Genomic DNA, 19127 nt, shown 5'->3' with positions numbered 1-19127 from the left:
GCGAGCGAAATACCCGGAGAATACGAAAAAAGAATGCCTATGAACTTGCCGCCATCCTGACCGGGCGAGAGCTCAGCGGCTGCCGTTATGCGGCGACCGCATCCTGCGAAGCCGAGGGCTCCTCGCCTCCCGGAGGAATGCGACACCACGACTCCGCGACAAGGCCGACAACAAGCAGCACCACCGCGCCGACGAGCGAGAGCACCGCATGCCAGATGGGCTCCTCAGGCGGCACCGTGCGAGTCAGCGCGAACACCAGGACGCCGAGTGCAACACCCGCCAGCAGCGAGGACGCGAGGCTCGCGGCGCGCGCGAACGCCAGCACCCGGAACGCGTACTGCGGGTCGACACGCTTCCCCTTGATCTCACGTTCTGGCCCACTTGCACCATGTTCTTGACGCACGCCGCTGTGCGGTGACCTGTCGCGCTCGAGCCCCGAGGCACGCCGCCGAGACTCGGCATCGCGACGCTCACGCCATAGACGGCGCGTGTACGCGCGGATCGGCCACGCGAGCCACAGCAGCAGCCCCGCGAGCACCACAAGCGTCAATGGCATCGTCAGCGGGGGCGCCACGACGGCGCGCCCGGAGGTCACGAGCCACGTCTCCACACACCAGGCCAGCACACCGCCGATGACCCCGAGCCCGACGAGCAGGCCCGGCCTCGTTCTGCTCGCCAAGTTCACTGAGCGATCCGCTCGACGCGATCCTCCGCCGCCGCCCGCAGCTCAGCCACGCTGCCATGAGGGGCGAGCTGCGCGCGCGGATCGACCTCCAACCACGGAGCCAGCACAAACGCGCGCTCGTGCGCCCGCGGATGAGGAAGCACCAGCTCGCCGCTGCTGACCTCACCAGCCACCTGGATGAGGTCGAGATCCAGCGTCCGACTCCCCCAGCGCGTCTCGCGAGTGCGCCCATGCGCATCCTCGATCGCATGCAGCGCCTGCAGGAGCTCGGCAGCTGGCAGCTCCGTGTCGACGAGCACCACCGCGTTTCGGTACGCGGGCGCCTCATCGCTGACCCCCTCGAGTGTGAGCGCCGGAGTCTCGTACAGGCTCGAGGCCGCGACGAGCTTCGTGCCAGGCAGCTCGGTGATGCGCTGTAGCGCCGACCTCAGCGTCGCCTCCCGGTCGCCGAGGTTCGCGCCGAGTGCGATCACGGCCTGACGGACCCGCTGCGTCGGCACAGCGGGCGCGACGTTCGGAGCGCCCCCGGAGCCGATCACGATCGCCGCGTCGGATGCCGTTCGCGCCGCCGTCGCTGCCGCCGCCTCACGGGCGTGGAAGTCGTCCTCCGCGCTCGCCGACACCGCGTGGGCCGCCGACAACTCGAGGTGATCGCCCCGCAGCGTCGGCCGGTGCCGGAGGATGCTCACCGCCACGTCCTCGAAGTCCAGCGCGACCGGCGCCTGCGGCTTGTGCACCGTGATGCGCACGGCCACGGCATCGTCGAAGCCGAACGTGGCCGACGCGAGCCGCTCCGCCAGCGTCTCGATGAGATCGACCGGCTCTCCCGTCACGATCGCGTGCAGCGCGTGCATCCACTCGCCGTAGTGCAAGGTGTCGCCGATGTGGTCGCTCGACGAAGCCGCCGCCGCATCGACCCACGCCTCCGCGTCGACATAGAAGTCCTGACCATCCCGGCGCTCGTGATCGAAGACACCGTGATGCCCGCGCGCGTGCATGCGCGTGATGAGGATGCGGTCGAGCTCAGGCTCCGGGGCGCCGGGGAGACGAGCCGCCGCCGAGGGTGCTGCCGCAGTCGGGGTCGGAGCGCCGGGAGCGCCCGACCCCGCACGCGCCGTCCCACCAGACGCCAGATCGACACCGCTGCCGCTCGCATCCGCGACCCGTTCGCGCGTGAACGCGTGCTCGTGCGCCTGCCCGCCGGCCGCGACTGCACGCGCTGCCCGCACCTCCGCACCGCGCCGCCGATCGAGGTCCGGCTCGTGCCCGCTCATATGGTCAGTCATCCTGTGCTCCTTCACGCCAGGAGGCGACGACATCCAACGCCACCCGGTTCGCCTCGACATTGTGGACACGCACGCCCCAGATGCCCGCCTTCGCCGCCAGCGCCGTGATGACCGCCGTCGGCAGGTCACGCTCCGTCACCTGCGCGTCAGACCGCAGCATCTCACCCGTGAAGCGCTTCCGGGAGGCGCCCACGAGCAGCGGATGCCCGAGGGCAACGAACTGCTCCAGCTCGCGCAGCACCGCCCAGTTGTCGTCCCTGCGCTTCGCGAACCCGAGGCCCGGATCCAGGACGATCTGAGACTCGTCGAGGCCCGCCGCGACTGCGCGGTCTCGCGCACCGGCCAGCTCGGCCAGGATCTCCGCCGCCGGGTCGCGGTAGTCGGCGAGCTCGTTCATGCGCACCGAATGGCCACGCCAGTGGCTCAGGATGAACGGGCTCCGACTCTCGGCGACCACCTCGAGCATCGCCGGGTCGGCCAGACCACCGGACACGTCGTTGACGTACTCAGCGCCAAGCGCGAGCGCAGCCGCCGCCGTCTTCGCGTACATCGTGTCGATGCTCACCAGCACGCCGAGCGCCGCCAGCTCCTTGACGACCGGCAGCACACGGGCGGCCTCCTCCTCCTGAGGCACCCGCACCGCGCCCGGCCGCGTCGACTCGCCGCCGACGTCGATGATGTCCGCCCCCTGGTCGACGAGCTCCCGAGCGCGGCGCATGGCCCGCTTCGTGCGGCGCTTCTCGCTGAACAGGTCCTCGAACCTGCCACCGTCGCTGAACGAATCCGGCGTGATGTTCAGGATGCCGAGGATGCGCGGGCGCTTAGGGATAGCCGGCTGCAGCAGGTTCGTGAAGCGCTGCGGCAGGGCGAAGGGCCTCGTGTTCGTCGTCACCGGACCAGTGTCGTCGGCCTCCTCCGCGTCGCCCGGTGTCGGATCGAAGCGGGCACGAGGCTGCGCCGTCGGGGCTGCGCCAGCGGACGGCACGGAGCTGGCGACCGCGTCTGCGACAGCGGCCGCGTCGTCGGCTTCGGGCGACGCACCGGCAACCGGAACATCCGCACCCGCCTGCGCCTCCGCTGCCGAGGCCTCGAACGCCAGCGACTGTTCGGGTCCCGAGGCATCCTGCCCGACGAGGAGCGGCACGTCGTCCTCGCCCGCCGTCGAGAACGAGCCGCGCACCGGATCGAACCGGGCCCCACGCAGCACATGCCCCTGCACCACAACCGGCTGATCTGATCCGGCAGCCCCCGCCGGCACCTCCGAGGCCACGATGACCGGCACCTGCGAGTGCGAGCCGATCAACGACATGATCTCCGCCCGAGCCACCGGCTCCGACAGTTCCCCGCGCGCCGAAACCGTCACCACGGTGCCAGCCTGCTGGCGGGAGCCGCGAAGCCCCGCACACGCGTGACTCGCCTCGATCACCGCAAGGGCACCACGCGCATCCAGCGCCGACATCATGACGTCGACAAGCTCGTCGCCGAGGCGCTCCTGCAGCGTCGGGCGCGCGGAGAGCGTCTCGAGCATGCGGTGCAGACGACCGAACCCCACGATCGACGCAGACGGCACGTACGCGAGATGCACACGCCCCGAGAACGGCAGCAGGTGATGCTCGCACACTGACCGGAACGCGAGATCGCGCAGCACAACAGGCTGCGACACTCCCCCGGGCCCAGCCACGCCCGCATCCTCCTCGAAGGGCGACTCGATCTCCGCGACCGGGAACCTCGCACTCGCGAGCGGCGCACTCGCGTCGACGCCGACACCGCCGAACAGCTCGAGCGCCGCCTCAGCCACACGGACCGGCGTGCGCTCGAGCCCAGGGCGATCGGGGTCTTCACCGATCGCCGACAGGAACTCACGGACAGCCGCCTGAGCACGCACCAGGTCGATGCGCCCCACCGACCCCGAATCGATGTCGTTCATCTGCAAGTCCTCACTCCGCGTGGCCCGCGGCGCGGGTCTGGTTCCATCCTCCCGCTAAATGAACCCCACGCGCACCCCCGGCCTCGCCGCGCGCGTCACACTCAACCCGGCTGACCGGTCACCCAGCCGCGGCCACGGCCACAACACAGCGGCGCGGCCGAGCGAGTCTCGATACCAGACGAGAAGCCGCAGAACTGAGTACCGCCGCCGCACGCCGTCAGTGTTCCCTGAGCGATGCCCCGCAAAGTTGACATGCGCCGGTGGATCTCGAGATGGTCGAAGGACCGATGCGCCAATGGGGCGCATGCAGAGAGACGGAGGAACGATGAAGAAGTTCACGACCCTTGCAGCACTCAGCACCCTCGCCGGAGCCGCCTTCGTCGGGCTCGCAGCACCAGCCCAGGCGACAGAGGCGACGGCAGCGACGCCCGCCGCGGTCTCGCAGACCGCCGCAGCCGAGCTGACCGCCTACAAGCTCAGCGACAACCAGCTCGGCCTCTCCTCCGCCGACTACACCTTCCAGGTGCAGGCGGACGGCACGGCGACCGCGACGCAGAACGCGAGCGGCACCGTCGAGACCCTCCCCACCACCACGACCGACGCTGACGGAGCCACCGTGCAGCTCCAGTACGAGCTGACGGACGCCGGTGAGGTGCTCGTCAACATCGTCGACCCGAATGCCCCAGACGCGAGCACGGCCGGCGCCGAGACCCGCGCCTTCAACCCCGCCCAGTGCGCACTCGGGACCGTCGGCGGCGCAGGAGCCGGCGCAGTCGCCGGCGGACTCGGCGGCGCAGCAGTCGGCACCGTCACCCTCCCCGTCGTCGGAACCGTCGGCGCAGGAGCGGTCGGCCTCATCGGAGGCGGCGTCTTCGGTGGCATGACCGGTGCCGCAGCCTCCTGCTTCGGCTGACGCGCGCCATTGCTGCACTGAGCCAACCCACCGACGAGCAAAGGAGTCACCATGACAGGCGACCGGCCCGGCTTCCGGAGCTTCGCATCCACCCCACTCGCCATCGCGCTGTGGGTCGCCACCGTCGGCGCGACCGCGCTCTTCCTCGCGCTCGGATGGAACCTGCTGCAGATGGGCATCCTCATCGTGCCCCTCGCGGCCGTCAGCATCGCGGTGACCGTCTCCGCCCTCAAGAAGGCGAGAGGCGGCACCGGTTGAGCGTGCGACCCGCGCACCGCGTGAGACCAGCCCTCTGACGAAGAATGCAGGCTCCCGATCTTGGGAGCCTGCATTCTTCTCGCGCTACGTGCGCTCACCGTGCGGCGTGCGACACGGCGTGGGGTCTAGAAGCCGAGCTCGGCTCCGCCATCCTGCGCATGCTCGATCGGGTCCATCTGGTCGACCGGGATGTGCGGCTTCAGCGGCACCGGTGGCAACGCGCTCACGGGACGGTCGGGGCTCGACAGCCACTGCGGGCGCTCCGGGAGCTTCCGGACGGGCTTGAAGATCTCGTCGAGGCGAATGTGGTCGAGCGTCTCCTTCTCGAGGAGCTCCGCCGCGAGCTGGTCGAGGATGTCGCGGTTGTCGTTGATGACCTTCCACGCCTCGTCGTGGGCCTGCTCGATGAGGAGGCGCACCTCGCGGTCGACGGTCTCCGCAACCGACTCCGAGTAGTTGCGCCCGGCTCCCGCCTGCTGGCCGTACACCGTCTCGGCCGACGACTCTCCGAGCTTCACCGAGCCGACGGATGCCGTCATGCCGTACTCCGTGACCATCTTGCGGGCCGTCTTCGTGGCCTTCTCGATGTCGTTCGACGCCCCCGTCGTGGGGTCGTGGAAGACGATCTCCTCGGCAACGCGGCCGCCCATCGCGTACGACAGCTGGTCGAGGAGCTCGTTGCGGGTGACCGAGTACTTGTCTTCCAGCGGCAGCACCATCGTGTAGCCGAGCGCGCGACCACGCGGGAGGATCGTGATCTTCGTCACCGGGTCGGTGTGGCGCATCGCCGCGGCAGCAAGCGCGTGCCCACCCTCGTGGTACGCCGTGATGAGGCGCTCCTGGTCGTTCATGACACGACTGCGACGCTGCGGGCCGGCGATGACACGGTCGACCGCCTCATCCAGCGCCTCGTTGTCGATGATCTGCGCGTTCGAGCGAGCCGTGAGCAGGGCCGCCTCGTTCAGCACGTTCGCGAGGTCTGCACCCGTGAAGCCGGGCGTCTTGCGGGCGATGACACGGAGGTCGACGTCCTGCGAGAGCGGCTTGCCCTTGGCGTGCACGCCGAGAATGCGGGCGCGGCCGTCGAGGTCGGGGGCGTCCACGCCGATCTGCCGGTCGAAGCGACCAGGACGGAGCAAGGCCGGGTCGAGCACGTCCGGGCGGTTCGTCGCGGCGATGAGGATCACGTTGGTCGACCCATCGAAGCCGTCCATCTCCACGAGGAGCTGGTTCAGCGTCTGCTCGCGCTCGTCGTTGCCGCCGCCGATACCCACACCGCGGTGGCGGCCGACGGCGTCGATCTCGTCGACGAAGATGATGGCGGGCGAGTTCTGCTTCGCCTGCTCGAAGAGGTCACGGACACGGCTCGCGCCGACACCCACGAACATCTCGACGAAGTCCGAACCGGAGATCGAGTAGAACGGCACGCCAGCCTCGCCGGCGACCGCGCGGGCCAGCAGGGTCTTGCCCGTTCCCGGAGGGCCGTACAGCAGCACGCCCTTCGGGATGCGAGCGCCAACAGCCTGGAACTTGGCCGGCTCCTTGAGGAACTCCTTGATCTCCTGCAGCTCCTCCAGCGCCTCGTTCGCGCCAGCGACGTCGTCGAACGTGACCTGCGGGCTCTCCTTCGAGACCAGCTTCGCCTTCGACTTGCCGAACTGCATGACCCCACGACCGCCGCCGCCACCGAGGCCGCCAGCGAAGAGGATCCAGATGAAGAAGCCGATGAGGAGCAGCGGGAACAGGATGCTCACCGCCGAGAGCAGCCAGCTCGGCTGGGGCACGTCGTCGTCGTAGCCGCCAGCGGGAGCAGCAGTGTCGACCGCCGACACGACATCGTCGGCGCGCGCATCCACGAAGTAGAACTGCACGTTCTGGCCGTACTCGGGGTCGGCCTGCGCGAGCTCCATGTCGACGCGGTTGTCGCCGTTGACGATGACAACCTTGTCGGCCTTCTTCTCCTGGAGGAGCTGAAGGCCCTGCTGCGTCGTCACCTCACGGGTGCCGCTGCCGTTGATGAGACTGAAGCCCAGGCCGATGACCAGCACTGCGAGCACCACGATGAAGATCGGGCTCTTGAAAATCTTGGTAACTTGCTTCATAAGTCGAGACTCGAGTGGCGTGCTCGGTGCCTTTCAGCCGGTTCTTCGCCAGCGCACCAGGGCGCTCAATCGAAAGTCATGGTACTCGCGGCCACCGACACCGGCGTCCAGTGTTCGCTGCTGGCGCGCGGCGCATCCGCTCGGGCGTGCGCGCCTACTCGCCGCCGTACACGTGCGGCTGCAGCACGATGATGTCGCGCAGGTGCCGGTACTGCTCGTCGTAGTCGAGGCCGTAGCCCACCACGAACTCGTTCGGAACGTCGAAGCCGACGTAGCGCACGGGAACATCCGACTTGAGCCGCTCGGGCTTGCGCAGCAGCGTGCAGATCTCGACAGAGGCAGGGCCCCGCGACTCCAGGTTCTGCTTGAGCCACGACAACGTCAGCCCCGAGTCGATGATGTCCTCGACGATGAGCACGTGACGACCCGTGAGGTCCGTGTCGAGGTCCTTGAGGATGCGCACCACACCGCTCGACTCCGTGCCGGAACCGTACGAGCTCACCGCCATCCAGTCCATCTTCAACGGAATCGTCAGCTCCCGCGAAAGGTCGGACACGACCATGACCGCGCCCTTCAGCACACCGATGAGCAGCGGCTCGCACTCGGCGTAGTCGCTCTCGATACGGCGGGCGATCTCGGCGAGCTTCGCCTGGATCTCCTCCTCCGTGATGAGGACCTCGCGGACGTCGTTCGGAATATCAGTAGCGCGCATCCTGGCTCCCTGGGTGGTTCAGCGCTCGACGAAGCGAGCGCGGTGTGCGAAACGGTAGAAGCTAGGCGGTCTCGTCGAGGTGGTCGTCGTGCGCGGAGGCCGTCGCCCCGAACAGGATGCGACCCTTCTCGCGCTCGACCCGGATGCCAGGCAGATCGACGGGGCCCTGCCCGCGCCACTCCGTCGCAAGCGCCGTGACCGCCATCGTGTGCCCACGAGTGAGCGAGACGCCGAAGCCCTGCTCGGCGACGATACGGCAGATGCGCTGACGCAGCGCCGGGGGCTGCGCGACGATGCCGCCGACATCGAGGGAGATGCGGCCGTCCGCGTCGGTGTTCACGATCTCGTGCGCCCACTCGAGCGCAAGCGCATCCAGCGTCTCGGAATCTTCGCGGAGCGTCGTCGCCGTCCGAGCGAGCGCCTCCGAGATGCCGGGGCCGAGCTCCTTCTCGAGGAGCGGAAGAACCGTGTCGCGAACGCGGACACGCGTATAAGCCGGGTCGCTGTTGTGCGGGTCGATCCACGGCGAGAGCCCCTGATCTTCGCACGCCTGCACCGTCACCGCGCGGTGGATGCCGAGCAGCGGCCGCAGCAGAGCGCCGGTGACCGGCGCCATCCCGTGCAGGCTCTTCGCTCCGGAACCGCGAGCCAGGCCAAGCAGGACCGTCTCCGCCTGGTCATCCAGCGTGTGCCCGAGGAGGACCCACGGCGCACCCGTCTCGACGCGCACCGCCTCGATCGCCTCGTAGCGAGCCACCCGGGCAGATGCCTCGGGACCGGCTCCGACGTCTTCCACGCTCACCCGCACGACGCTCACCGGGGCGAGCCCGAGCTCGGCGGCCTGCTCTGCGGCGCGCTCCGCGACCCGCGCAGAACCCTCCTGCAGATCGTGGTCGATGATGACCGCGCCAGCCTCGACCTCGAGGCGCTTCGCCTCGAACGCCGTCGCGGCAGCGAGCGCCAGCGAGTCCGGACCGCCACTCAGCGCGACGAGAATGCGGTCGCCCTTCTGCACGCGCCCGAGGAGAGAACCACGGACGGCTCGACGAAGGTCGGCAACAGCTGGAGTGAGGCGAGGGCGATCTGACACAGGTACAGCCTAAACGCGCCCGCGCGAACCGTCACGCTCGAAGCCGGAACATCCCAGAAGGACGAACCCGCGAGCCGCGGAAACGGACAGACGCCTCAACGCTTGCGACCGAAGAGGAAGTAGGAGATGGGACCAACGAAGTTGACCAGCGAGAACGCGCCCCACGCGAGTCGCGAACCCCGCACCTGGCTCGGCTTGCGACGCAGGAGGCTCAACAGCGCGGCCCCGAGCAGCGTGAACTGCACACCAGCCGCCAAGGCCGTCCCCAACGTCAACGCGTGCGGAAGCGCCTGGCCTGTCCCCTCCCGGAGCGGGATGAACGGATCGACGTGCAGCGCTTCCTTGAGATCAACCATGGAGACCAGCATGCCACGACCATCCACCCGGCCATCATTCCGGGGTCACACAGCACCCACACCACGCCCGACGCCGAACCTCGCGACGCGAACCGCGCATCCGCAGCCCCGGGCGGGGCGCATCCACTACCCTGAAACCGAACGAAACCAACGGTTTCGTGCGGCGAGCAGCGCCACACCGGGCCCGCCGACAAGCCACACAGAATGAGCGCCGCCAGGCGCAACGAAGGAGCGCCATGGGCAGCTACGACGTCGTCATCGAAATCCCGCGCGGAAGCCACAACAAGTACGAGGTCGACCACGAGACCGGCCGCGTCTTCCTCGACCGCGTGCTCTTCACGCCGTTCGTGTACCCCGTCGACTACGGCTACTTCGAGCACACCCTCGCCGACGACGGCGACCCCCTCGACGCACTCGTGCTGCTCGAGTACCCGCTCTTCCCGGGCGTCGGACTCAAGGTGCGCCCCGTCGGCGTCCTCAACATGGCCGACGAAGCCGGTGGAGACGACAAGATCCTCTGCGTGCCCGCGAAGGACCCCCGCTGGGCGAAGATCCAGGACCTCGGCGACGTCGACGACTCCACCAAGGACCAGCTCAAGCACTTCTTCGAGCACTACAAGGACCTCGAGCCCGGCAAGTGGGTCAAGGTCGAAGCGTGGGGCGACGCCGCCGCCGCCGAGGCGATCATCGAGCGCTCCATCGCGCAGTACAAGCCCGCCGAATAGGCGCAGCTCACCGGCCCGACCGGTGACCGGCCGACCAAGCCCCGCATCCACTGCAGAAGTGGATGCGGGGCTTCGTCGTGCGCGGAGCGCTTCGCGCTGCGCGTGACCAACATGAGTGCAGATCTGGGGCTCACGGCACCGATCCGCTCGAATCAGCCCGAATCTGCACTCATGTTGGTCACAGCTGGGGCGGCCGATCCCGTCGCTGTCCAACTTCCGTGACGAAACCAGCCGCAGGGGCCCTCAGAGCACGCCGGTCCCTGAACCGTCACGGAAGTTGGGCAGCGGCGGCGGACAGTGGCCGACATAGGACAGCGGCCGACACGAAACAGCGGCGGGCAGCGATCGACGCCGGGCGGCAGCGGGGCGGCGGCGGGGCGGCAGCCGGGCGGCAGCGGGGCGGCGGCGCGGCGAAGGCTCGCAGGCACGCAGAAGGGCGGCCCCCGCCGAAGCGAGGAACCGCCCTCTCGTGCGCGCTGACGTCAGCCGACGTGCGCGTGAATCAGTAGTAGTAGATGCCTGCCGAGGCGAGCCACGGCTTCGGATCCATCAGCGTGCCCCAGTACTTCAGCTCGAAGTGCAGGTGGCAGCCGGTGGACGAACCGGTGGTGCCCGCGTAGGCGAGCACGTCGCCCGCGTTCACGGTCTGGCCGACGTAGACGTTGATGCCGCCGTCCATGATGTGCGAGTAGGAGACCTCGGTGCCGTTGCCGAAGTCGAGCACGACGTGGTTGCCGAAGCCGCCGTTGTAGCCGGCGTACGTGATCGTGCCGCTGTGCACCGCGTAGAGCGGGGCGCCGCACGTGCCGCCGTTGACACCGAGGTCGAGGCCGTTGTGCATGCGGTAGGTGCCGAAGATCGGGTGCAGGCGCATGCCGTACTCGTCGGTGACGACGCCACTGCTGATCGGGCCGTAGTAGCCAGCGAGGACACCGTTCGGGGTCTCGGGCGTCGTCGGTGGGACGACCTCCGGCTCCGGCTCGGGTTCCGGCTCGAGCTCGACGTCAGGCTTCTGCGGCTCTTCCGGGAGGATCTCGATGTCGGGCTTCGAGGGCTCCGGCTCGGGAGCCGTCGTGGGCGCAGTCGTGGGCTGAGGCTCGGGAGCGGTCGTGGGTTCCGGATCCGTGGTGGGTTCCGGCGCCGCCGTCTGCTCAGGTGCCGTCGTCGGCTGCGGGGTGACCGGATCCGGGCTCGGGGCTGGCGATTCGGCCGGCGTGGTCGGCTGCTGCGGCGTGACCGGAGCGGTCGGGTCGGCCGTGGCCGTCGGCGGGGTCGAGGGCTGGCGGGGAGGCGTGACCTGCTGCGGCGGGCGCAGCGTCTCCGGTGCGACCGAGGTGTCGGTCGGGTCGGCAGGCGCGAGCGGCGCGTTCACTGCCGGAGCCTCGCTGGAGATGTCCGGCTTCGGCGGAGCCTGCACGCCGGCGGCCTCAGCCTCGGCGACGACCTGCGCGTATGCCTCTTCCTGGTACGCGGCGGCCGCCTCGGCCCGCTCGCGGTTGGTCTGCGCGACCTGCTCCTGACGCAGCTTCTCGCCCGCCGCGTAGTCGGTCGCGGTGACATCGCGCTTCTCCTTGAGCGGAGCGAGCATCGCCTGGAGGTCGGCCTTCTTGTTGTCAGCGAGGTACTTCTCGTTCTGGAGGACAACCTGCTCGGCCTGCGCCGTGTCGAACTTCGTCTTCGCCTCGACCTCGAGCTTCGCCAGCTCGTCGTGCGCGGTCGTGGCCTGCGTTCCGAGCACGTCTGCCGTGTTCTTCTCGGTCACGGCCTGGTTGTAGATGCCGTCGGTCTGCTCGGAGAGCTTGCTGATGGTGCCGAGCTGGTAGAGGAGCGTGTCGGCGTCGCCGGGGTTGAGGAAGAGCGCCAGCTTGGGGTCGCCCGCGCCTCGCGTGCTCATGGCGGCAGCGAGCTGCCCCGCCTTCTCACGGGAGGTCGATGCCTTCTCTTCGGCCGCATCCGCCTGACCCTGCAGGATGGTGACCTCGGCGAACTTCTCGCTCGATGCGGTCTGCGCCTTGCCGTGCTCTTCGCCGGCGGTCTTCGCCTGCGCCGCCGCTGCGGTGACCTTCGCGTCGAGATCTGCGATCTGCTGCTCGATCTCACCGATGAGCGCTTCCTGGCGGTCGACGTTGCCTTCAGCGGCGACGACGTCCTCCCAGGTCGCGTAGCCGTCATCGGCAGCGAAGGCTGGGCCGGATGCGAACGCGAACGCGGCGAGGACTGCTGCGGATGCCGCACCGACGAGCGGTGTGCGCCAGCGGTTGCGAAGTCGCAGGGGCTTCGGGCTCCTGGTGGCGGGCATGCGCTCTCCTCGTGATGGATCTTGGGTGCGGAACGAGGCGGACGCCTCTGCGGCAACGCGAGACTGCATCTACCACTGCAGCCACTCGTTTCACACCAACAACACGAGAAACAGTAACAAGTTTGTCAACATCTGCCTAGCGCGTCACAGGGACCCGGGTGAGAAATCACGTACCGGGTCGCCGTCTGCGCCGGAATCCCGCGCATCTCGGGGAACATCCGGTTACGAGGAAGCCTGCGCTCGCCCCCCACCGGAGCACGCCACGACACGCCGAACAGACACCGATGCAGCACCCGATTTGCTGCGAGGGAAAAACGCCCCTATGCTTTTCTCTCGGTAGTCAAGTCAGCTACAAGCACTCGGCCCCATCGTTTAGCGGCCTAGGACGGCGCCCTTTCACGGCGTTAACACGGGTTCGAATCCCGTTGGGGTCACGGTCGTGACAACACCAGGTGCTGAGATGCTGTACATTGAACTGTCGCAATCGAATACGGATGAATCAGCCCTGGCTGAGACACCACAGTAAGGCCCTGTAGCGCAGTTGGTTAGCGCGCCGCCCTGTCACGGCGGAGGTCGCGGGTTCAAGTCCCGTCAGGGTCGCCAAGCATCTTGCCCTCTTCTCGAAGAGGGCAATTTGCAACGGTGACGAACATCAGTACGTCGCCATGAGGCCTCGGCCTCCGGCTCTGTAGCTCAGTTGGTAGAGCGCACGACTGAAAATCGTGAGGTCACGGGATCGACGCCCGTCGGAGCCACTGAAACCCCGCCTAGCTTCTACATGGCGGGGTTTCTTTATGTCTGCGCGGGCACCAGGCGGTACACACGCCGTGCCCGCCCCGCGGTGAAGCCGGCCCGCACGTAGCGCTCGAGCAGCGCATCCGTCGCCGCAGCCGCGACCAGCACTGAGCCAGCAGGCGCGTGCTCGATGAGGCGCCTCGCGAGCATGACTGCCGTCAAACGCGTGCCAGGATGCTGCGCGAGGGCCGCGACCATCCACCGATCCCCTTTCGGGGTCTCAGGACCGGACGCCGACAGCGTCGTCCCACCCGGCTGCACCAGCGCGATCACGGCACCCGCGAGCAGCGCGGCGTAGATAGCGAGGCCGAGCAGCAGCATGATCGTGGCGTCGAAGACCAGGATGCACGCCACCCAGAGCACAAACGCCGCAGCCGTCACGAGCGCGACGACGAACCCGTCGAGGATGGGCCTCCGGCGCTCGAACAGCACGGTTCCCGTGCGCGTCCTGTCGAGGTAGAGGCCGCCCCGCAGTGTCATCGGCAGGATCGAGAACGCGTAGATCGGCACCGACAGCACCGCCAACAGCACGTTCGGCGTGGATGCACGGGCCGAGATCCACCCGGCACGCGGCAGATCCCGGAGGGTCGACGGACGGGGGCGCGCTTGAGCGGAATGTGAGGGCATCCCAACCAGGCTAACGGGGTGCCGTCAACGGCCAGCTGCGGCACATCCGTCAGCCAAATGCAGGTTCCTTGCGAGACGAAGGTGCGTCTCGCTCACTTTTGCGTGGGTGGGAGGGGCAGCAGGGGCAGGGATGCGGCGGCGCGTCAGGCCGTGACGTTGACCGTGATCTCGTGGTGGCCGGTTGCGCCGTCGGGAACGACGTTGGCGCGCGCATCCGTCTGCACCTCGCCGTCGCTCGACGTGGCGCGGACCTTCACGGAGTGCTCGCCGGCCGGGGCATCCCAGTCGAGCTTCCACTGCAGCCACGTGTCGTCGGAGATGGGGGCCGCGAGCTCCGTCGGCATCCACTCGCCGTCGTCGATCTGCACCTCAACCGCTTCGATGCCCGTGTGCTGCTGCCAGGCGAAGCCGGCGATCGTCGTGGGGCCCGCGTTGAGGCTGCCGCCGCTCGGCACGTCGATGCGGGAGCCGATCTTGATCGGGCCCTTCGCGCTCCAGCCGCGGTCGGTCCAGTACGCGTTGACGCGGTCGAAGCGCGTCACCTCGAGGTCGACGACCCACTTCGTCGCCGAGACGTAGCCGTAGAGGCCTGGCACGACCATCCGCACGGGGAAGCCATGCTCGGCGGGCAGGGTCTCGCCGTTCATGCCGACAGCGAGGATCGCGTTGCGGTCGTCGGTGAGTGCTCCGATGGGGGTGCTCGCCGTCCAGCCGTCGACGGACTTCGACAGCACCATGTCGGCGTCGGCCTGCGGTCCCGCGCGCTTCAGCAGCTCGCGCAGCGGGTAGCCGAGCCAGAGGGCGTTGCCGATGAGGCCGCCGCCGACCTCGTTCGACACGCACATGAGGGTCGTGATGCTCTCCTCGAGCGGCAGGGCGAGGAGCTCGTCCCAGGTGATCGTGACCTCGTTGTCGACGAGGCCGTGGATGCGCAGCGACCAGCCCTCCGGGTTCACGAGCGGCACGCTCAGCGCGGTGTCGATGCGGTAGAAGTCCTCGTTCGGGGTGACGACCGGCGGGAGGCCGGGGATCTCGAACTGGGCTCCAGCGGGAACCGCCGCGGCGCGCACGGCCGCCTGCGGCAACGCGATCGCCTCACGCACCGCCGTTACGGCGCGGGTGCCGGCCGAGAGTGCGGCACCGGATGCGGCAGCGATGGCGCCGATGACGACTGAGGCACCGGCGTAGATCAGGAAGCGGCGTCGGTCGACTCCGGCGGGCGTCGTGTCCCCGCGAGCGTCGAGGTCTTCGCCGTCGGACGCCGCGGCACGGCCCGTCGCTCCGACCGCGGAGCTCCGCGTCGTCGCGACGGCCGCCTCGCGAGACCTCTGCCGTGCGCGCTGCTCAGCAGCGTCGAGGGTCTTCGCGAGGAACTGCAGCGTGAGCACGGCCACGACCATCGCGAGCAGCGGAGGCACCGTGTCGAGCGGCGAGAAGGGAGTGCGGGTGGCCACAGCGACGGCACCGATGGCGGCGATGAGGCCGAGGACGACCCGACCCCACGGCGGGCGCCTCGACTCGAGCACCCCGGCGACCGCTGCCAGGAGGATGAGCACCACCGCGACGAGCGCGATGAGCGCGATCTTGTCCGCGGTCCCGAACAGGGCGATCGCGGTGTCCTTGGCCCACGGCGGGGCGAGGTCGATGAGCAGCGCGCCCACTGCGACGATCGGGCTCGCGGTCGTCTGCAGGAACGCAGCCGCGAGCTCGCCGAGCCCGACGCCGAGAGCCGCGGCGCCGATCCCGGCGAGGCCCGCCGGGACGGACTCGCGGAGGCGACGACGGCGCGTTCTCACCTGTTCGGGACTGGTTTCAAGGGACATGGCGGACACGGTACGCGCGCGAAACCCGGCCGGGCTGAGTGTGGGCGGATGGTGTGCATCCCCTGTGAATAGTGACCGGAGGTGGGGCTTAAGGGCCACGCGCAAGAGACCGGCTCGGGTGCGGCCGCCCACCGCGCCTGGCAGACTGGAGGCTTTGTGCCGCGTCATCCGGCGCACGTGCATCCGGCGCCGTTCCGACCCCGGCGCCTGAGAAGGGCCGGTTTGTCAGCGCTCAACGTCCTCGCCAACCTCCTTCGGGGCGCGCTCATCGGCGTGACCGAGATCATCCCCGGCGTGAGCGGTGGAACCATCGCGCTGCTGATCGGCGTCTACGAGACCCTCATCGACTCGGCCGGCCACCTCGTGCGGGGCGTCGTCCGCGCCGTCGCCGACACGCTGCGCCGCCGAGGGCTCGACCGGGCTCGCGAGCACTTCGCGCAGGTGAGGTGGGGCATGGTGCTCCCGATCGGCATCGGGATGCTCGTCGCGCTGGTCGTCGCGGCTCGCCTCGTCGCCCCGCTCATCGAGGCGCACCCCATCCCCTCGAGGGCACTCTTCGCGGGACTCATCGCCGTCTCCCTCATCGTTCCGGCACGGATGCTCGGCGCCCGCTGGCAACTGCGGGACTACGCCATCGCGGTGCCCGCCGCGGTCCTGAGCTTCGTGCTCACGGGGCTGCCCTCGGCCAACGACGCCGACCCATCGGCGCTCGCCATCTTCGTCTCGGCCGCCGTCGCCGTCTGCGCGCTGGTCCTGCCCGGTGTCTCCGGCTCCTTCGTGCTCGTCACGACCGGCATGTACGAGCCGACGCTGCGGGCCCTCAACTCGCTCGACTTCGGGTACGTCGCCATCTTCGCCGTCGGCGCCATCACGGGACTCGCCCTCTTCGTCCAGGTGCTGCTGTGGCTGCTCTCGAAGCACCGCCGCGTGACGCTGGCCCTCATGACGGGCCTCATGGCTGGCTCGCTCCGCGCCCTCTGGCCCTGGCAGACCGAGGACCGCGAGCTGCTCTGGGCCTCCGGGGACGTCGTCGGCCCCGTGCTCTGGTTCCTCCTCGGTGCCGCGATCGTCGCCGCCCTCCTCATCGCCGAGGGCCTGCTCGTGCGCCGCGCGCTGCGTCGCGCTCCCCAGGCGCACTCGTAGCTCGCGCCGGGAGTCCAGGCGCGAGTTCCGAGGTCAGCCCGCGCAATGTCGGCGGTGCTCGCTAGCATGAGACGCGCATCCACTCGACAGCAGGGAAGTGCCCGATGAGCCTCGTTCCAACGGACCCGTACGCCTCGCAGCCCGAGGACAGCCAGTCGCGATCGTCGCAGGCGAACGGCGCACCATCTTCGCCGGCCGCCGGCTGGTACCCCGACCCGACGGGACGACAGCGCTACTGGGACGGCGCGCAGTGGGGCCAGTACGCGCCGGCGCAGCCGCAGGCCGCCGGCGCTCCCATGCTCTACCAGCAGACCGTCGTGGTCAGCGGAGGCAAAGAGGTCGGCATCACCTACGTGCTCGCGATCTTCCTCGGCGGGCTGGGCATCCACAACTTCTACCTCGGGCGCACCGGCATCGCCATCACGCAGCTCGTGCTGTACCTCGTCGGAATCGCCACCTCCTGGCTCGGCATCGGGCTCCTGCTCATGTTCGGCGTAGCGATCTGGGTCATCGTCGAGCTCTTCCTCATCCCGCAGTTCGTCCGCGAAGCCAACGCGCGCCTCGCCGGGGCCGGGGCGTACGCAGCGAACCAGGGCTACGGTCCTGCGGGCGGCGGGCCGTACCCGGGACAGTACTAGAGCACCTCCTGCGCCGGTCTTGGCTCAACTGAGCGAGAAGGCCCGATCGCCCCAGGCGGCGCGGAGATCCGCGTCGAGGTCGTCGACGACCCGATCTGCGTGGTCGATGACGAGGGTCGAGCGGGCCGCCCCAAACGCGGGCCATGGCACCGCGCCCGGCAAGCCGCCGTCGGTGGGCCGCCCCTCGCGGGCGAACGACGTCCAGAGGGCGAGCATCCGGTCTGACACCTCCCCCGCCTGGCGTCGGCCCCCGAGCCTGTAGGAGAGCCCTCGCGGGTCGGTGTCCAGGTTGCCCCACACGTACGCGATCTCGGTGCCGTGCGTCGCACCGAGGCGCAGCACCTTCAGCACGGGCGTCGCGAAGTCGAAGCGGTACAGGAACGTCGGCGCGACCCGCGAGTGCCCCTCCGCGATCCACACCGTCGGCATGCGGAAGCCCACGTCACGCGCGATGCCGAGCCCCACCATCCGCTCCCGCACGCCCTCGTACACGTCGAGGATGTGCTCACGGTCTGGCATGTCGACGGTCGGGTTCTCGGCGGCGATCTCGGTGATCATCGTCGTCAGCGCCGCCTCGCCGACGGGCAGCAGCGGCGACTTCGCGAGCTTGAAGAACGTCGCCTCGTCTCGGTTCGTGCCGATGATGAGCGGCACGGGAAGCCCGCGCCCCTCGCTCAGCACGGTCACGGGATGCTCCGGCAGGAGGTCCCCGTCGACGACCGGCGCGAAGGCGAGCGTGCCAGGCGACTCGGTCGGGATCTCCGCGAACAGCTCAGTCGCCACCTCGACGATGCTCGAGACGGGAAGAGCGCGGAGCGCAGACCAGTCGCGGCTCGCGGGCGCCTCCCCCGGGGTGCCCTCCGCCGCGCCGTTGCGGCCCTCCACTCCGAGCTTCGCGACGAACCGCTCGGCGACGAGCTTCGCGCGAGCGAGCCCATAGACGCTCGTCGCCGGTGAGCTCTCGACGATCGCGCCCGAGAAGAGTCCCAGCGCCGAGGGCGTCGCGAGGAGCGTCGACACGATGCCGGCGCCCGCCGACTCCCCGAAGACAGTGACGCGTTCGGGGTCACCACCGAACGCGCCGATGCTCGACTGCACCCACTCGAGCGCGCAGAGCACATCACGCAGGGCGAGGTTCGAATCGAACTGGCCTCCCGCTCCGTCGAGTGTCGAGAGCTCGAGGAACCCGAGTCCGCCGAGCCGGTACCCGAGCGTCACGACGATCACGTCGCCACGCTCCGCGAGGGCCGCCCCGTCGTACACGGGCTGCGTGATGCCGCCGAGCGCGTAGGCGCCTCCGTGCACCCACACCATGACGGCACGCGCGCCCCCGGCGGCGCCCGCGCCGGCCGGACGCCAGACGTTCGCGAACAGGCAGTCCTCGTCCGTGAGCGCCCTCTCCCCTACATCCATGCCCTTCATGCGGGGCTGCGGGGCGATCGGTCCCGGGATGCGGGCATCCACGACCCCGCCCCAGGATTCGACGGGAACGGGGGCGCGCCAGCGCAGCTCACCCGTTGGCGGCTTCGCGTAGCGGATGCCAAACCAGTGCTCGGTGGCTCCCTCGGCGGTGCCGCGGAGCGTGCCGCTCGGCGTCTCGACCAGCGGGGGCGCAGAGCTCGAGGCGTGCGGCGTCGACGGGTGCGGTTCTGCGGCTGGTCCCATGGGCAACTCCGGCGTTCGAGGGGCAACTCTGAGTGCCAGCTTCCCACCGCGCACGCCAGCTGCGGCGTGCCGCGGAGCCGGCC

Annotated in this window: 16 protein-coding genes and 3 tRNA genes; 8 read left to right on the top strand and 11 right to left on the bottom strand. The window is 69.4% G+C overall.

The window, feature by feature from the left end:
* Window positions 1–85 precede the first annotated feature (85 nt).
* The 3 genes from ITJ67_RS01015 to folP are packed head-to-tail and all read right to left on the bottom strand — an operon-like array spanning window position 86 to window position 3898.
* Window positions 86–685 carry a DUF3180 family protein gene (locus ITJ67_RS01015; RefSeq protein WP_160071105.1) on the bottom strand — a complete coding sequence of 200 codons (600 nt, stop codon included), beginning with the start codon at window positions 683–685 and terminating at the stop codon, window positions 86–88.
* Entirely contained in the window at window positions 682–1971 is a 1290-nt protein-coding gene (gene folK, locus ITJ67_RS01010) for a 2-amino-4-hydroxy-6-hydroxymethyldihydropteridine diphosphokinase (protein ID WP_194676455.1), read from the bottom strand. The genes ITJ67_RS01015 and folK overlap by 4 nt, the downstream gene beginning before the upstream one ends.
* The gene (gene folP / locus ITJ67_RS01005) at window positions 1964–3898 is read right to left on the bottom strand and encodes a dihydropteroate synthase (RefSeq protein WP_194676454.1); all 1935 of its coding nucleotides are present in this window, start codon (window positions 3896–3898) and stop codon (window positions 1964–1966) included. Before folP ends, folK begins: the two co-directional genes overlap by 8 nt.
* A 325-nt stretch (window positions 3899–4223) precedes the next feature.
* Here folP and ITJ67_RS01000 point away from each other — a divergent pair, with 325 nt between their 5' ends.
* Entirely contained in the window at window positions 4224–4811 is a 588-nt protein-coding gene (locus tag ITJ67_RS01000) for a Pathogenicity island protein (protein ID WP_194676453.1), read from the top strand.
* 51 nt (window positions 4812–4862) lie between these two features.
* Window positions 4863–5069 (top strand): hypothetical protein, encoded by a 207-nt coding sequence (locus tag ITJ67_RS00995; protein WP_194676452.1) that lies wholly within the window; start codon window positions 4863–4865, stop codon window positions 5067–5069.
* A 125-nt stretch (window positions 5070–5194) separates the two neighbouring features.
* Here ITJ67_RS00995 and ftsH read toward each other — a convergent pair whose 3' ends face one another.
* The 4 genes from ftsH to ITJ67_RS00975 form a co-directional block, all read right to left on the bottom strand.
* Window positions 5195–7171, bottom strand: a complete 1977-nt coding sequence (gene ftsH, locus ITJ67_RS00990; RefSeq protein WP_160071110.1) for an ATP-dependent zinc metalloprotease FtsH — start codon at window positions 7169–7171, stop codon at window positions 5195–5197.
* Window positions 7172–7325: 154 nt separating this feature from the next.
* Window positions 7326–7883: a hypoxanthine phosphoribosyltransferase gene (hpt, locus tag ITJ67_RS00985; RefSeq protein ID WP_104240269.1), complete on the bottom strand. Its 558-nt coding sequence runs from the start codon at window positions 7881–7883 to the stop codon at window positions 7326–7328.
* Between the two features lie 61 nt (window positions 7884–7944).
* Window positions 7945–8973 (bottom strand): tRNA lysidine(34) synthetase TilS, encoded by a 1029-nt coding sequence (gene tilS / locus ITJ67_RS00980; RefSeq protein WP_104240268.1) that lies wholly within the window; start codon window positions 8971–8973, stop codon window positions 7945–7947.
* A 95-nt stretch (window positions 8974–9068) separates the two neighbouring features.
* Complete coding sequence (locus tag ITJ67_RS00975; protein ID WP_104240337.1) at window positions 9069–9329, bottom strand: PLDc N-terminal domain-containing protein; 261 nt, start codon at window positions 9327–9329, stop codon at window positions 9069–9071.
* 236 nt (window positions 9330–9565) lie between these two features.
* On the opposite strand from ITJ67_RS00975, the gene ppa reads away from it, so the two are divergent.
* Window positions 9566–10054, top strand: coding sequence for an inorganic diphosphatase (ppa, locus tag ITJ67_RS00970; protein WP_104240267.1), 489 nt, complete (start codon window positions 9566–9568; stop codon window positions 10052–10054).
* 502 nt (window positions 10055–10556) lie between these two features.
* Here the strand turns inward: ppa and ITJ67_RS00965 are convergent.
* A complete protein-coding gene (locus tag ITJ67_RS00965; protein ID WP_194676451.1) occupies window positions 10557–12353 on the bottom strand; it encodes a peptidoglycan DD-metalloendopeptidase family protein in 1797 nt (598 codons plus the stop codon).
* 361 nt (window positions 12354–12714) lie between these two features.
* On the opposite strand from ITJ67_RS00965, the gene ITJ67_RS00960 reads away from it, so the two are divergent.
* From ITJ67_RS00960 to ITJ67_RS00950, 3 genes are all read left to right on the top strand, one after another.
* Window positions 12715–12787: transfer RNA gene (locus ITJ67_RS00960), tRNA-Glu, on the top strand.
* Window positions 12788–12879: 92 nt separating this feature from the next.
* Window positions 12880–12956 (top strand) — tRNA-Asp (locus ITJ67_RS00955).
* A 79-nt stretch (window positions 12957–13035) separates the two neighbouring features.
* Window positions 13036–13108: transfer RNA gene (locus tag ITJ67_RS00950), tRNA-Phe, on the top strand.
* 37 nt (window positions 13109–13145) lie between these two features.
* Here ITJ67_RS00950 and ITJ67_RS00945 read toward each other — a convergent pair.
* On the bottom strand, window positions 13146–13775 hold the full coding sequence (locus ITJ67_RS00945; RefSeq protein WP_194676450.1) for a hypothetical protein: 630 nt from the start codon (window positions 13773–13775) through the stop codon (window positions 13146–13148).
* 143 nt (window positions 13776–13918) lie between these two features.
* Entirely contained in the window at window positions 13919–15598 is a 1680-nt protein-coding gene (locus ITJ67_RS00940) for a molybdopterin-dependent oxidoreductase (RefSeq protein WP_194676449.1), read from the bottom strand.
* A 222-nt stretch (window positions 15599–15820) separates the two neighbouring features.
* On the opposite strand from ITJ67_RS00940, the gene ITJ67_RS00935 reads away from it, so the two are divergent.
* Complete coding sequence (locus ITJ67_RS00935) at window positions 15821–16741, top strand: DUF368 domain-containing protein (RefSeq protein WP_194676448.1); 921 nt, start codon at window positions 15821–15823, stop codon at window positions 16739–16741.
* A gap of 104 nt (window positions 16742–16845) precedes the next feature.
* Entirely contained in the window at window positions 16846–17379 is a 534-nt protein-coding gene (locus ITJ67_RS00930; protein ID WP_194676447.1) for an NINE protein, read from the top strand.
* A 24-nt stretch (window positions 17380–17403) separates the two neighbouring features.
* On the opposite strand, the gene ITJ67_RS00925 is transcribed toward ITJ67_RS00930, so the two are convergent.
* Window positions 17404–19044, bottom strand: a complete 1641-nt coding sequence (locus ITJ67_RS00925; protein WP_194676446.1) for a carboxylesterase/lipase family protein — start codon at window positions 19042–19044, stop codon at window positions 17404–17406.
* Between the last annotated feature and the right edge of the window lie 83 nt (window positions 19045–19127).

Source organism: Pseudoclavibacter sp. VKM Ac-2867 (genome assembly GCF_015351275.1).
Lineage (GTDB): Bacteria > Actinomycetota > Actinomycetes > Actinomycetales > Microbacteriaceae > Pseudoclavibacter.
This window is presented reverse-complemented; position numbering and strand designations above follow the sequence as displayed.